We start from the raw sequence: 13,545 nt of genomic DNA, 5'->3' as shown, positions 1-13,545 counted from the left end.
ATCTTTACAAGTTAGGCCCTCCTGTCTAGAAAGTTACCTGCCGGTAGGGCCATACTGTTCTGATGCAGCCTGACTATGACGTCTTGATCATCGGCTCGGGATTCGGCGGCAGCGTCAGCGCCCTGCGGCTCACCGAAAAGGGCTACCGCGTAGGGGTGCTGGAGGCCGGCCGAAGGTTTGCCGACGAGGACTTCGCGAAGACCTCCTGGAACCTGCGCAAGTTCCTCTGGGCCCCGCAGTTCGGGATGTACGGCATCCAGCGCATCCATCTGCTGCGCAACTGCATGATCCTGGCCGGCGCCGGGGTCGGCGGCGGCTCGCTGAACTACGCCAACACCCTCTACGTGCCGCCGGAGCCGTTCTTCGCCGACGCGCAGTGGAAGGACATCACCGACTGGCGCGAAGAGCTCATGCCGCACTACGACCAGGCCAAGCGCATGCTCGGTGTCGTCACCAACCCCACGTTCACCGATGCCGACCGGATCATGAAAGAGGTCGCCGACGACATGGGCGTGGGGCACACCTTCGTGCCCACACCGGTCGGCGTGTTCTTCGGCGAAGACGGCCAGAAGACGCCCGGCAAGACCGTCCCCGATCCGTACTTCGGCGGGGCGGGCCCGGCGCGCACCGGCTGCATCGAATGCGGCGAGTGCATGACGGGCTGCCGGCACGGCGCCAAGAACACCCTGTTGAAGAACTACCTCGGTCTCGCGGAATCAGCTGGTGCACACGTGCATCCGCTCACCTCGGTCCGGGAGTTCGCGCAGCGTCCCGACGGTGTGTGGGAAGTGCACACGGTGCGCACCGGCGGGAAACTGCGCCGCCGCAAGAAGACCTTCACGGCCAACCACCTGATCCTGGCCGCCGGCACCTACGGGACCCAGAAGCTGCTGTTCCGGATGCGGGACAAGGGCAAGCTGCCCGGTCTGTCCGACCGCCTCGGCGTGTTGACCCGCACCAACTCCGAGTCCATCGTCGGCGCGGGACGGCTCACCGTCGGGGATGACCTCAACCTCACCCAGGGCGTCGCGATCACCTCGTCGATCCACCCGACCAGCGACACCCACGTCGAACCGTGCCGCTACGGCAAGGGATCCAACGCGATGGGTCTGCTGCAGACCCTGATGACCGACGGCACCGGGCCGGAAGGCACCGACGTGCCGCGCTGGAAGCAACTCATCCAGACCGCCAAGGCCGACCGGCGCGGAACGCTACGACTGCTCAACCCGCGCCGGTGGAGTGAGCGGACGATGATCGCGCTCGTCATGCAGCACCTGGACAACTCGATCACCACCTTCACCCGCAAGACCTGGTTCGGCTACCGGATGCTGGACAGCAAGCAGGGCCACGGCCTGCCCAACCCGTCCTGGATCCCGGCCGGCAACGAGGTCACCCGCCGCATCGCCGAGAAGATCGACGGCGTGGCCGGCGGCACCTGGGGCGAACTGTTCAACATCCCGCTCACCGCGCACTTCCTGGGTGGCGCGGCCATCGGGGACAGCGTGCAGACCGGCGTCATCGACGCCTACCAGCGGGTGTACCGCTACCCGACGCTGTATGTGGCTGACGGAGCGGCGATTTCGGCCAACCTCGGGGTGAACCCGTCGCTGTCGATCACGGCGCAGGCGGAGCGGGCCGCGGCGCTGTGGCCGAACAAGGGAGAGGCGGACCTGCGTCCGGCCCAGGGCGAGCCCTACCGCCGGCTGGACCCGATCGCGCCGGTACGCCCGGTGGTGCCCGCCGAAGCGCCCGCCGCACTGCGCAGGCTGCCCATCGAACCGGTCAATTCGGGGCTGTCCCGCTCGCCGCAGGCGGGCTGAACTCGGTAGCGCGCCGACGGCGCGCCCGGATCGCGAAAACGGCAGAAACCGCGATCCGGGCGCACCGTCGCGTCGCTAGGTGACCTCGGCTTCAATCCTGTCGCCGAGCTCCTTGTCCACATTGCGCCAGTATTCGAAGGCCCGCTGCAGCACGGCATCGGACACCCCCTTGGAGAGGTGGCCGGCGATGTTGGTGACCAGCCGGTCGCGCGCCGCGTCATCGAGCACCTCGCGTACCAACGTGCCCGCCTGACCCCAGTCGTCGTCCTCGGCGTGCAGCGAATACGCCGACCGCACCATGTCCCCGTCGGCGTGCCACAGCGGCTCACCGGTGCGCGCCGGGTCGGCCTTCGGCCCGCCGTAGGAGTTCGGTGCGTACACCGGATCCGAGACGTTGTTGACCCGCATCGCCCCGTCCTTCGAGTAGCTGTTCACCTCGGTCTTCGGGGTGTTCACCGGGATCTGGCGGTAGTTCACCCCGAGCCGGGCGCGGTGCGCGTCGGAGTAGGAGAAGTCCCGTGCCAGCAGCATTTTGTCCGGGCTCAACCCGGTACCCGGGACCGCATTGTTCGGTTCGAACGCGGCCTGCTCCATCTCGGTGTGATAGTCGGTGACGTTGCGGTCGAGGGTCAGCCTGCCGACATCGATGAGCGGGTAGTCGCCGTGCGGCCACACCTTCGTCAGGTCGAACGGGTTGAACCGGTAATTCTTGGCGTCCTCGAACGGCATGATCTGCATCTTCAACGTCCAGCTCGGGAACTCGCCGCGCTCGATGCTGTCGAACAGGTCGCGCTGGTGCGCGTCACCGTCGGTGCCCGCCATCTCATCGCCCTCGTCCTGGGTGAGGAATTCGATGCCCTGGTCGGACTTGAAGTGGTACTTCACCCAGAAGATGTCGCCGGCGGCGTTGATCCAGCTGTAGGTATGGCTGGAGTAGCCGTTCATGTGGCGCCAGGTGCGCGGTATTCCCCGATCACCCATCAGCCAGGTCACCTGGTGAGCGGACTCCGGGGACAACGTCCAGAAATCCCACTGCATATCGTGATCGCGCAGGTTGTTCGCGGACCGGCGTTTCTGGGACCGGATGAAATGCTGGAACTTCATCGGGTCGCGGATGAAGAACACCGGGGTGTTGTTGCCGACCATGTCGAAGTTGCCGTCGGCGGTATAGAACTTGGTGGCGAACCCCCGCGGATCGCGCCAGGTGTCTGGACTGCCGCGCTCACCGGCCACGGTCGAGAACCGGGTGAGCGTCTCGGTTTTGGCTCCGGGCTGCAGGAAGGCGGCCTTGGTGTAGGCGCTGACATCGTGGGTCACCTCGAAATGACCGAACGCGCCGCCGCCCTTGGCGTGCGGTTGCCGCTCCGGGATCCGCTCCCGGTTGAAGTTGGCCATCTGCTCGATCAGGTAGTGATCCTGCAGCAGGATGGGGCCGTCGGGGCCGATGGTCAGGGAATGCTCGTCGCTGTAGACCGGGATACCGGCATCGGTGGTGGTCGGTTTGGGCTGTGTGTTCGTCACGCTGTGCTCCTTTCGAGCCTGCGGGCAGGCTGCAGCGCGCGTATACCCCGGGTCGCCAGTTTCGACACCTGTGGACGAATAATGTTCTGAGACTGCGACATTCGTATGCCCGGTGGGGCACCGGCGGCGCTGATACGATGCAGGTGACAAAGCTGTCGCCTGAGTTGTTGCGCGTTCGTCCCGAGAGGAGTCGACGTGGGAACTGGCACGGATCGCACCGGCGCACGTCATATCCGGCTGACATCGCACAGCGCGGGAGCCACGGCGCCTGCCATCCGGTGGGGTGCGCCGACTCCGGCGGAGCGGGCCCCGGTGGTGGGGACCACCGGCACGCGGGCGCATCGCAACGTCATCGGCACCCACAGCGGCTCCTACGGCGTCTACCGGGCGCTGGCAGTGGCAGCCGGCGCCCTGTCCCCGCAGCATCGCGCCGATCTGACCAACACCGCCCCGACCGATGTGATCGGACCGTACCCGCAGTGGCGGGATCCGGCGGCCATCGTCAGCCTCGACCCGTGGGGTGCCGCCGTCGCCGACGTCTTCGCCGCCGAACTCGAGGCCGGCCAGGACATCCGGCCCACCATCGCCATCACCAAGGCGCACGTCATGCTGCCGGAAGTCATGGTGGCGATGCAGCAGGGCCGGCTGCGGCCCGACGGCCAGGTGTTGACAGCGGGCGGCGCCGCGGTGGTGACCAAGGTGGCCGTCGAACCGGTCTGGCACCTGCCCGGCGTCGCCGCACGGTTCGGCTGCACCGAGTCGGCTCTGCGCCGGGCTCTGTTCGAGGAGACCGGCGGCATGTACCCCGAACTCGTCACCCGCGGCGATCTGGAGGTGTTCCTGCCGCCGATCGGCGGTCAGACCGTCTACATCTTCGGCAACCCAAGCGATCTCGCCGATCCGGACGTGGAGTTGACCGCCCGCGTGCACGACGAGTGCAACGGCTCGGATGTGTTCGGCTCCGACATCTGCACCTGCCGGCCCTATCTGACCCACGCGATCGAGGAATGCATCGCCGGAACCCAGCGCGGCGGTGTGGGTTTGGTGGCCTACTCCCGCAAGGAAGGCCGCGCGCTCGGCGAGGTCACCAAGTTCCTGGTCTACAACGCCCGCAAGCGCCAAATCGGCGGTGACACCGCCGACCAGTACTTCGCGCGCACCGAATGTGTTGCCGGCGTGCAGGATATGCGCTTCCAGGAATTGATGCCCGATGTGCTGCACTGGCTGGGCATCACCCGTATCCACCGGTTGGTGTCGATGAGCAACATGAAGTACGACGCCATCACCGGATCGGGTATCACGGTGGGCGAGCGGGTCAACATCCCGGATGACCTCATTCCCGCGGACGCCCGGGTGGAGATCGACGCCAAGATGGCCGCGGGGTACTTCACGCCGGGGCCGGTCCCCGATGCCGAGGCCCTGAAGAACACGGTGGGCCGGGGATTGGTGTGACCCCCGCGGCGACGCTGCGGAGCACAGCCGAGATCCGGGCCCGTTCGCAACACCTGCTGACCCGGGCGCGTGCCGGCGACTCGGACTGGTTCACCGTCCACGATGGCGCCATGGCGGCCGCGGCCGCCGAGGTCGCGGCCCTGACCGCGGCCCGGTTTCCCGATCTGGTCATCCCGTTCCACAGCCGGTGGCGGCATTTCGAGGCCGGCGGCGTGGACCGCAAATCCGCACTCGACGGCCTGCTCGGAGACCTCGACGGTGCGGGCCGTGCCCGCGCGATGATCGACCTGACGGTGGTCAGCGTGCTGCTCGACGCCGGCGCCGGCCCCGACTGGAGCTACCGCGAAGCCGATACCGGCCTGGCATTCACCCGCTCCGAGGGGCTGGGGGTGGCCAGCTGGCATGCCTTCACGGCGGGCACCTTCTCCTCGGATCCGGGGCATCCGCTGCAGGCCGACGCCGCCGGCCTGACCGGGCTGGATGCCGGCGCATTGGGGGCGGCATTCCAGCTGGGGCCGGACAATCCACTGGTCGGCTTCGAGGGCCGGGTCGACCTGCTGCGCCGGCTCGGCGCCGCCCTGGCCGATCAGCCGACGGTCTTCGGCACCCCGGGCCGCCCGGGCGGATTGTTCGATCTGCTGGTCACCGATCCGTCCGCACCGGCGGTGGCCGCCCACGACATCCTGTCCGCACTGCTGTCGAGCATGTCGCGAATCTGGCTGGCCGACAACGCCATCGACGGTGAGCCGCTCGGTGACTGCTGGCGTCACGACGCGGTGCCCGGCGCCGGTGCCACCGCGGGCTGGGTGCCCTTCCACAAGCTCTCGCAGTGGCTGACCTATTCGCTGCTGGAGCCCTTCGGCTGGTCCGGCGTGCAGGTGACCGGGCTCGACGCGCTGACCGGCCTGCCCGAATACCGCAACGGCGGGCTGTTCCTGGACACCGGTGTGCTGCGCCTGCGCGATCCCGGCTGGACCCGACGCGGCTGGACACCCGCCGACGAGCTGGTGGTGGAGTGGCGCGCGCTCACTGTCGCCCTGCTCGACGAGCTCGCCGTCCTGGTGCGGGAGCGACTCGGGGTCACCGATGAGCAGCTGCCACTGGCCTGCGTCCTCGAAGGCGGCAGCTGGGCGGCCGGCCGGGCGTTCGCCCAGCGGTTGCGCGGCGGACTGCCACCGCTCACCGTCATCAGCGACGGCACCGTCTTCTGAGGAAAGGACTTTCGATGACCCCACCGTCTGCGGTGCACCTGATCGAGCACCCGCTGGTCACCCACAAGCTGAACACATTGCGCCGCAAAGACGTGTCCACCAACAGTTTCCGGCGTCTGGTCAGTGAGGTGTCGGCGTTGATGGCCTACGAGGTGCTGCGCGACATCCCACTGCACGAAGAGCAGATCGAGACGCCGCTGGAAACCATGACCGCCAAGGTGATCGACGGCAAGAAGCTGGTTTTCGTGTCCATCCTGCGGGCCGGCGGCGGCATCCTCGACGGCATGCTGAGCCTGGTGCCCAGCGCGCGGGTCGGACACATCGGGCTCTACCGCGACCCGAAGACCCATATCGCGGTCGAGTACTACTTCAAGGTCCCCAATGATCTGCACGAACGCGATGTGGTGGTGGTCGACCCGATGCTGGCCACCGGCCACACCGCGGTCGCCGCCATCGACCGGCTCAAGGAGCACCAACCCCGCTCCATCAAGTTCGTCTGCCTGCTGAGCTGCCCGGAAGGGCTGGCCGCCCTACACGAGGCGCACCCCGACATCCCGGTGTACACCGCGGCCATCGACCGCCAGCTCGACGAGCACGGCTATATCGTCCCCGGCCTCGGCGACGCCGGGGACCGGCTGTTCGGCACCTGACGACTAGACTGTCCGGGTGGAAGCAGCCCCTACCCGCCCCGTTCTCGTCATCGATTTCGGCGCGCAGTACGCCCAGCTGATCGCGCGCCGCGTCCGCGAGGCGCGGGTGTTCTCCGAGGTGATCCCGCACACCGCGACGGTCGAGGAGATCAAGGCCCGCGATCCCCAGGCCATCGTGCTCTCCGGCGGCCCGGCCAGCGTGTACGCCGACGGGGCACCGCGGCTGGATCCGGCGCTGTTCGACCTGGACGTCCCGGTGTTCGGTATCTGCTACGGGTTCCAGGCCATGGCGCAGGCGCTGGGCGGCACCGTCGCCCGTACCGGCACCAGCGAGTACGGCCGCACCGAAATGAATGTCACTGGCGGACAGCTGCATTCGGATCTTCCCGACAACCAGCCGGTGTGGATGAGCCACGGCGACGCGGTCACCGAAGCCCCTGAGGGCTTCGACGTGGTCGCCGTCAGCTCCGGTGCGCCGGTGGCGGCCTTCGAGAACCGGGCCCGTCGCCTCGCCGGGGTGCAGTACCACCCCGAGGTCCTGCACTCCCCGCACGGCCAGCAGGTGCTGAGCCGCTTCCTGCACGAGTTCGCCGGCATCGGGCCGGCCTGGACGCCCGCCAACATCGCCGAGCAGTTGATCGCGCAGGTGCGCGAGCAGATCGGCGACGGCCAGGCGATCTGCGGGCTGTCCGGAGGAGTGGACTCCGCGGTCGCCGCGGCGCTGGTGCAACGCGCCATCGGCGACCGGCTGACCTGTGTGTTCGTCGATCACGGCCTGCTACGCGCCGGCGAACGTGCCCAGGTGCAGCGCGACTTCGTCGCGGCCACCGGCGCCAAGCTGATCACCGTCGATGTGGCCGACCGCTTCCTGGAGGCGCTGTCCGGCGTCACCAACCCCGAGGGCAAACGCAAGATCATCGGACGGGAATTCATCCGTGCCTTCGAGGGTGCGGTCCGCGATGTCGTGGAGGGTGGCGGCCCCGAGGTCGACTTCCTGGTGCAGGGCACCCTGTACCCGGACGTCGTGGAGTCCGGTGGCGGTGCGGGCACCGCGAACATCAAGAGCCACCACAATGTCGGCGGCCTGCCCGACGACCTCAAGTTCAAGCTCGTCGAACCGCTGCGCCTGCTGTTCAAGGACGAGGTGCGCGCCGTCGGCCGCGAGCTCGGCCTGCCCGAGGAAATCGTTGGCCGCCAACCCTTCCCGGGGCCCGGACTGGGCATCCGCATCGTCGGCGAGGTTACTGCGTCGCGGCTGGACACGCTGCGCCGCGCCGATTCGATCGCGCGTGAGGAACTCACGTCGGCGGGGCTGGATCAGCAGATCTGGCAGTGCCCGGTGGTGTTGCTGGCCGATGTGCGCTCGGTGGGCGTGCAGGGCGACGGACGTACCTATGGTCACCCGATCGTGCTGCGTCCGGTGTCCAGTGAGGACGCCATGACCGCCGACTGGACCCGGGTGCCCTATGAGGTTCTGGAACGGATCTCGACACGCATCACCAATGAGGTGCCCGAGGTCAACCGGGTCGTGCTGGACGTGACCAGTAAGCCGCCCGGCACCATCGAGTGGGAGTGACGCCGGTCAGTCAGGCGTCGGGTTCGGTTTCCTTGTCGATGAGTTCGCCGAGGATCTGACCGACCGCCGACTCGATGGTCGTCTCGATGGAGAACGCCAGCGTCGACGAGACCGCCGAGACGGCCTGGGTGCGGAAGCGCACCAGCATCGTGAGCAGTTCGGCGATCTCGGTATCGGGTGGCAGCGCCGCACCGGGGTTGATGCGGTGCAGCGCCTCCTCGATCCCCGCCTGCACCAGCAGTCCGCTGATCTGGTCGACCAACGGCGCGATCTGCTCGTGCAGACCGATGAGCTTGTCGGTGGCCACCCCGTACTGGCGGATCTCGTTGAACGCCTCGATCAGCTTGGGGCGCACCACGATCGCTTCGTCATCTTCGAGCTTGATGACACCGAGGCCGAGCATGCGCTCGAACCCCGGATCATCGTCGATGAGCCGCTTGGCGTCGGCGACGCTCATCCGTTCGGGCTTCTCGGTGGCCCAGCTGCCCGCGATCGCGGATTCCAGTCCGAGTAGGTCGCCCACCCCCTTGCCCTGCTCCCACGCCGAGAGCATCTCGTGCACGTGGGCGATGTTGTAGCCGCGATCCAGCAGTGAGGTGATCAGCCGCAACCGGGTCAGGTGGGTGTCGTTGAACAGGGCGATGCGGCCCACCCGCAGCGGGGGATGCAGCAGACCGCGATCGCGGTAGACCCGGATGTTGCGGGTGGTGGTGCCGGCCAGCTGCGCCAGCTCGTCGATCCGGTACTCGCCGGAGGCGGCGGCGCCGTGCGGTTGCACCGCCGCATCGAAGAGCTGGGTGACCGCGTTCTCGACGACGTCCCGGGAACTGCGCCGGATCTGGCGGGGCGCCCGGCGCAGTCCGGTCAGGATCGTCGAGATCGCGCCGGCCGACTGCCGGGGCTGCTTGGGCGTTCCCATCTAGATCTCAGCCATCAGTTCGTCGCCATCAGGCCGACGACAGCGCCGTCACACGTGCGTCGTGCGCCACCGCCGTGTAGTCACCGAACCGGAACTCCCGCATCTGTCGAAGATACTGGGTGGCGAACCCGGGGTACATCGACGCGTTGAATCCGTCCGCGGTCAGGTACCAGCTGCTGCACCCGCTCATCCAGGTGGTCCTGCGCAGCCGGCGCTGCAACGCGGCATTGTGGCGTTGCTGGACGTCGGCACGTACATCGAGATATCGCAGGTCATCGCGCAGGATCGTGCCGATCGCGTTCACCGCGTAGTCGATCTGCCCCTCGGAGTAGACCAGCAGCGAGTTGTGGCCGGGCCCGGAGTTGGGGCCGGTCATCAGGAACAGGTTCGGGTAGCCGTGAGCCTGGATGCTCTTGTAGGCCTGGGCGCCCCCGGACCATTCATCGGCCAGCACCCGGCCGTCCAGGCCGGTGACCGGGAATGGCGGACCGGACAGGTGCACGTCATAGCCGGTGGCGAACACGATGGCGTCCAGGTGGTGCTCGATACCGTCGCTGGTGCGGATACCGACCGGGCTGATGGTGGCGATGGGCCAGTCGATGAGCTTGCAGTTGTCCTTCTGCAGGGCGGGGTAGTAGTCGCTGGAGATCAGCATGCGCTTGCAGCCCGGCGTGAAATCGGGGGTGAGCTGGCGGCGCATCCACGGATCCTTGACCTGCCGGCGCAGATGGGCCTTTCCGAGCCGCGACACCAGTCCGGTCAGTGGGGTGTCCCAGACCAGCGCGGTGGCGGTGACCTCGTGGCCCCAGTACAGCACCTGCCGAACCAGTTCCTGAGCGGCGGGGACCTTGGCGAACAGGGTCTTGGCCGCCTCCGGGGTGGCGATGTCCACCCGCGGCACCACCCAGCCCGGGGTGCGCTGGAAGACCTTGACGAACTCGGCCTGCTTGACCAGTTCGGGCACGATCTGCACGGCGCTGGCGCCGGTGCCGATGACGGCCACCCGCTTGCCGGTGAAGTCGTAGTCGTGATCCCAACGGGCACTGTGGATCTTGTGCCCCTGGTAGGTGTCCAACCCGCGGATGTCGGGGAACTTGTGGTCGGTCAGCGGACCGGAGGCCAGCACCACGGTGCGGGCCCGCAGCGGTGTGCGGCCGGTGGTCTTGACGTTCCAGATGCCGGCCGCCTCGTCGAAGGACAGACCGTTGACCTCGACGCCGAACCGGATCCGGCGGCGCAGGTCGAAGTCGTCGACCATCTCCTCGATGTGTGCGCAGATCTCGCTCGCCGGCGAGTAGGCCCGCGACCAGTCCGGGTTCTTGGCGAACGAGTAGGAGTAGAGCAGCGACGGGATATCGCACGCCGCACCGGGATAGGTGTTGTCGCGCCAGGTGCCGCCGACCCGGTCGCCGCGTTCGACGATGACGAAGTCCTCGACGCCGGATTCGGCGAGCTTGATCGCGGTGCCGATTCCGCTGAAACCGGCGCCGACGATGATGGTGTCGTGAATGCGCGCTGCCATGTCAGGCCGCCGGCTTGTAGGTGAGTTCCTTGAACCAGGACGGGATCGGCTTGAGAATCGCCTTCGGCAGATAGTCCGACGCGGTCACCATCGGATTCGCGATCCAGTGATAGGGGTTGCGGTCATTGACCACCATGCGGGCATGCAGCTTGAGGATCTGGTAGGTCGGTACCCGCCAGGTGTTCTCGGCACGTCCACCGATGTCCTTGAACCGCATCATCGCCTTGTAGAGGCGCTCGGGCTCCAGGCCCATATCGACGATGTTGTTGCGCATCCGGTTGAGCAACGGGACGTAGATGATCATCCCGATGATCAGGCCGGGCGAGGCGACGCTGCCCACGAAGTCGATCGCGAGCTTGCGTGCCTTCGAGTGCCCGATCATGTTGAGCACCTCGAAATCGACGGCAATATGCCGCGATTCGTCGCTGTTGATCTTCTCGAAGACCTGATGGCAGACCGGGTCGTCGACCTCGTCGAGCAAGAACTTCAGCAGCGCGCCGTCCAGCGCTACCTCCAGCATCGGGATGACGGTGCCCAGCACCGACAGCGACATGTCGTCGGCGTAGGTGTCCAACCAGTCGATGGCAAGCCGGATGTTGACGTTGGGCTCGGGCATCTCACCGTCTTCGAGCATGCCCCACCGCTTCATCAGCGCCAGTTCGGCATTGGCGTGCCGCTGCTCCTCGGCGTGGAAGTAGCGGTAGATCTCGGCCAGTGTCGGGGTGGGGGCCTTCTTGGCCAGGGCGGCGAACCCGCGCGCGCCGACGTTTTCGATCCAGCACAGATCGGCCATGAAAGCCTTGAGCTTGGGCCGGAACTCGTCGCTGATGGTTTCAGCTCCCGGAGCGTCCCAGTCGATATCGGCCAGTGCCCATTGCCGATCCTTGATCTTCGCGAGCATGACGTCCATGTCGACAGCCATTGTCCAGACCTCCTACGGTGCGGTGATGCGAGTGGTGAGACCGACGGCACGGGTGTAGACCGTCGGTGTGAAACGTTTGATGCCCCAGCCGATCCGGGCGTCAGGCTGTGGCATGCAGTACAGGCCGCCGCGATCGTTGGTGTCCAGGCACATCCGCGCGACCTTCTGCGGGGAGAACCCGGTCCAGCGCATCAGGGTGTCGGCCAGCTGGCTGGATCCGGCGGTGATGCGGTCGGTATCGAGGATGTTGGTCTTGACGAAGGTGGGGCACAGCGCGGTGACGTTGATGCCGGTGCCGGCCAGCTCTGCGGCCAACGTCTCCGAAAGCGACAGCGTGCCGGCCTTGCTCACGTTGTAGGCGGCCATACCGGGTGCGGCGCCGAATGCCGCGGCCGAAGCGACGTTGATGATGCCGCGCGGCTGATCGGTCTCGGCGGCCCGCAGGATGGGGGTGAACACGTGGCAACCGTGGATCGGTCCCCACAGGTTCACGCCGAGCACCCAATTCCAGTCGTCCAGGCTGACCTCGCCGATCGGGGTGCCGCCGGCGCCGACCCCGGCGTTGTTGATCACCAGGGTGGGAGCACCGGCGAACCAGGCCTGCGCGGCGTCGGCCAGGGCCTGCACATCCTCGATCTTGGAGACATCGCAACGCAGGGCCGTCGCCTCGCCGCCCGCGGCGGTGATCTCCGCGGCGGTGGCCTGCGCGGCGTTCTCGTTGATATCGCTGCAGACCACCCGGCCGCCGCGCGCGGCGAGTTCCTGGGCGAAGGCGGCGCCGATACCGCTGCCGGCGCCGGTCACGACGGCGTCGGCATTGCGGCTGCGTTTGGCACCACCGAGGATTCCGAAGAGGTTCATCCGGCAACCCGGCCGATCTCGTTGATGTGCAGGGACTCATTGACGAAGGCAGTGACCTTGCGCATGGCCGGCACGGCCTCGGGGGTGAGCCGGGGCAGTGCCTGGAAGACGTGCACCTGATCCGGCCAGACCTGCAACTCGCTGGTGCCGCCGGCGGCACGGATGTCCGCGTCCAGGGTGCGGGCGTCGGCCTGCAGCATCTCCGCGCCGCCGGCCTGGATCAGGGTGGGCGGCATGCGCCGGCCGCCTGCGACGTCGAGGGTGAGTCGTTGGTGACGCGGATCGGTTCCGGCGCAATACAACCCGATCAGGCGGGCGGCGTCCGAGGCGCGGATCGCCGGATCGTCGCGCAGCGCTTCGCGGGCGCGGGCCAGCCCGAAGGTGAGATCGACCAGCGGGGAGAACAGGGCCATCGCGGCGGGATGCGGGACGCCGGGCTGCAGCAGCATGTCGACCGTGAGGTGGCCTCCCGCGGAATCCCCGGCGATGACCATGCTCTCTGGGTGGTAGCCGCGTTCGGTGCGCAGATAATCCCAGCCCGCGCGCACATCGTCGGCAGCGGTGGGGAAGCGGTACTTCGGTGCCAGCCGGTAGTCGACGCAGAACACCGGCAGACCGGTCAGCCGGGACAGCCAGGCGGTCAGCCTGCGGTGGGTGCGTGGCGAACAGAGTGCATATCCGCTGCCGTGGACGTAGTAGATGGCCTGGGTCTGATCGGTCACCCGGCGGCTGCGAACCCATTCGCCGACCACCCGGCGCCCGTCGGCCAGACGGATGTCCACCTGCTCGACGTCGGTGCCCGCCAGGGACGGCCCGAAGGTATCCATGACCCGCGCGATGATCTGCCGGGACGCCCACAGACCCCAGGCCCGTTCGGGCGGCAGGACCGCGCTGATCTGCCGCAACGTCACGCTGCTGACCGTGGCGGCGCCGCGGGACCGCAACGATCCGCGGGTGGGAAGGGACTGCTCGGGCATTCGGACCTCCGTCAATCGAGCGTCCGACGAGTACACCTTCAATTGGTGACATTTGTCAATGTCAACATTCGTTGTTGTGTGACCCAGGTCCCTGGCGAGCAGACGCAAAAGGCC

11 protein-coding genes are annotated in these 13,545 nt (G+C 67.6%); 5 read left to right on the top strand and 6 right to left on the bottom strand.

Annotation, left to right across the window (positions count from 1 at the left end; genetic code table 11):
• Positions 1 to 62: 62 nt before the first annotated feature.
• Complete coding sequence (locus tag ASE48_RS10015; RefSeq protein WP_057166917.1) at positions 63 to 1,820, top strand: FAD-dependent oxidoreductase; 1,758 nt, start codon at positions 63 to 65, stop codon at positions 1,818 to 1,820.
• A gap of 75 nt (positions 1,821 to 1,895) precedes the next feature.
• Here the strand turns inward: ASE48_RS10015 and ASE48_RS10010 are convergent, their stop codons facing one another.
• Complete coding sequence (locus ASE48_RS10010; protein WP_057166916.1) at positions 1,896 to 3,341, bottom strand: catalase; 1,446 nt, start codon at positions 3,339 to 3,341, stop codon at positions 1,896 to 1,898.
• A 195-nt stretch (positions 3,342 to 3,536) separates the two neighbouring features.
• Here ASE48_RS10010 and ASE48_RS10005 point away from each other — a divergent pair, with 195 nt between their 5' ends.
• From ASE48_RS10005 to guaA, 4 genes are read left to right on the top strand one after another with little or no spacing between them, the layout of a single operon-like run.
• Entirely contained in the window at positions 3,537 to 4,793 is a 1,257-nt protein-coding gene (locus tag ASE48_RS10005; RefSeq protein WP_057166915.1) for a GTP cyclohydrolase II, read from the top strand.
• The gene (locus ASE48_RS10000) at positions 4,790 to 6,004 is read left to right on the top strand and encodes a URC4/urg3 family protein (protein ID WP_082614093.1); all 1,215 of its coding nucleotides are present in this window, start codon (positions 4,790 to 4,792) and stop codon (positions 6,002 to 6,004) included. Before ASE48_RS10005 ends, ASE48_RS10000 begins: the two co-directional genes overlap by 4 nt.
• A 14-nt stretch (positions 6,005 to 6,018) precedes the next feature.
• Entirely contained in the window at positions 6,019 to 6,654 is a 636-nt protein-coding gene (gene upp, locus ASE48_RS09995; protein WP_057166913.1) for a uracil phosphoribosyltransferase, read from the top strand.
• 16 nt (positions 6,655 to 6,670) lie between these two features.
• The gene (gene guaA / locus ASE48_RS09990) at positions 6,671 to 8,230 is read left to right on the top strand and encodes a glutamine-hydrolyzing GMP synthase (protein WP_057166912.1); all 1,560 of its coding nucleotides are present in this window, start codon (positions 6,671 to 6,673) and stop codon (positions 8,228 to 8,230) included.
• Between the two features lie 10 nt (positions 8,231 to 8,240).
• Here guaA and ASE48_RS09985 read toward each other — a convergent pair whose 3' ends face one another.
• From ASE48_RS09985 to ASE48_RS09965, 5 genes are read right to left on the bottom strand one after another with little or no spacing between them, the layout of a single operon-like run.
• Positions 8,241 to 9,149: a MerR family transcriptional regulator gene (locus ASE48_RS09985; protein WP_057166911.1), complete on the bottom strand. Its 909-nt coding sequence runs from the start codon at positions 9,147 to 9,149 to the stop codon at positions 8,241 to 8,243.
• Positions 9,150 to 9,177: 28 nt separating this feature from the next.
• The gene (locus ASE48_RS09980; RefSeq protein WP_057166910.1) at positions 9,178 to 10,671 is read right to left on the bottom strand and encodes a flavin-containing monooxygenase; all 1,494 of its coding nucleotides are present in this window, start codon (positions 10,669 to 10,671) and stop codon (positions 9,178 to 9,180) included.
• Position 10,672: 1 nt separating this feature from the next.
• Positions 10,673 to 11,593 carry a hypothetical protein gene (locus ASE48_RS09975; RefSeq protein ID WP_057166909.1) on the bottom strand — a complete coding sequence of 307 codons (921 nt, stop codon included), beginning with the start codon at positions 11,591 to 11,593 and terminating at the stop codon, positions 10,673 to 10,675.
• A 12-nt stretch (positions 11,594 to 11,605) separates the two neighbouring features.
• Complete coding sequence (locus tag ASE48_RS09970) at positions 11,606 to 12,454, bottom strand: SDR family NAD(P)-dependent oxidoreductase (protein WP_057166908.1); 849 nt, start codon at positions 12,452 to 12,454, stop codon at positions 11,606 to 11,608.
• The gene (locus ASE48_RS09965) at positions 12,451 to 13,431 is read right to left on the bottom strand and encodes an alpha/beta hydrolase (protein ID WP_082614092.1); all 981 of its coding nucleotides are present in this window, start codon (positions 13,429 to 13,431) and stop codon (positions 12,451 to 12,453) included. Before ASE48_RS09965 ends, ASE48_RS09970 begins: the two co-directional genes overlap by 4 nt.
• Positions 13,432 to 13,545: the final 114 nt, after the last annotated feature.

Origin of the sequence: Mycobacterium sp. Root265, from assembly GCF_001428895.1 — a bacterium.
Lineage (GTDB): Bacteria > Actinomycetota > Actinomycetes > Mycobacteriales > Mycobacteriaceae > Mycobacterium.
Note: the sequence above shows the minus strand (reverse complement) of the source record. Positions and strands in the feature narration are given on the sequence as shown.

Bases quoted from the DNA above. Each gene is read 5' to 3' on its own strand.
- ASE48_RS10015 (WP_057166917.1), top strand. From the start codon at position 63: ATGCAGCCTGACTATGACGTCTTGATCATCGGCTCGGGATTCGGCGGC.
- upp (WP_057166913.1), top strand. From the start codon at position 6,019: ATGACCCCACCGTCTGCGGTGCACCTGATCGAGCACCCGCTGGTCACC.
- ASE48_RS09985 (WP_057166911.1), bottom strand. From the start codon at position 9,149: ATGGGAACGCCCAAGCAGCCCCGGCAGTCGGCCGGCGCGATCTCGACG.
- ASE48_RS09980 (WP_057166910.1), bottom strand. From the start codon at position 10,671: ATGGCAGCGCGCATTCACGACACCATCATCGTCGGCGCCGGTTTCAGC.
- ASE48_RS09975 (WP_057166909.1), bottom strand. From the start codon at position 11,593: ATGGCTGTCGACATGGACGTCATGCTCGCGAAGATCAAGGATCGGCAA.
- ASE48_RS09970 (WP_057166908.1), bottom strand. From the start codon at position 12,454: ATGAACCTCTTCGGAATCCTCGGTGGTGCCAAACGCAGCCGCAATGCC.
- ASE48_RS09965 (WP_082614092.1), bottom strand. From the start codon at position 13,431: ATGCCCGAGCAGTCCCTTCCCACCCGCGGATCGTTGCGGTCCCGCGGC.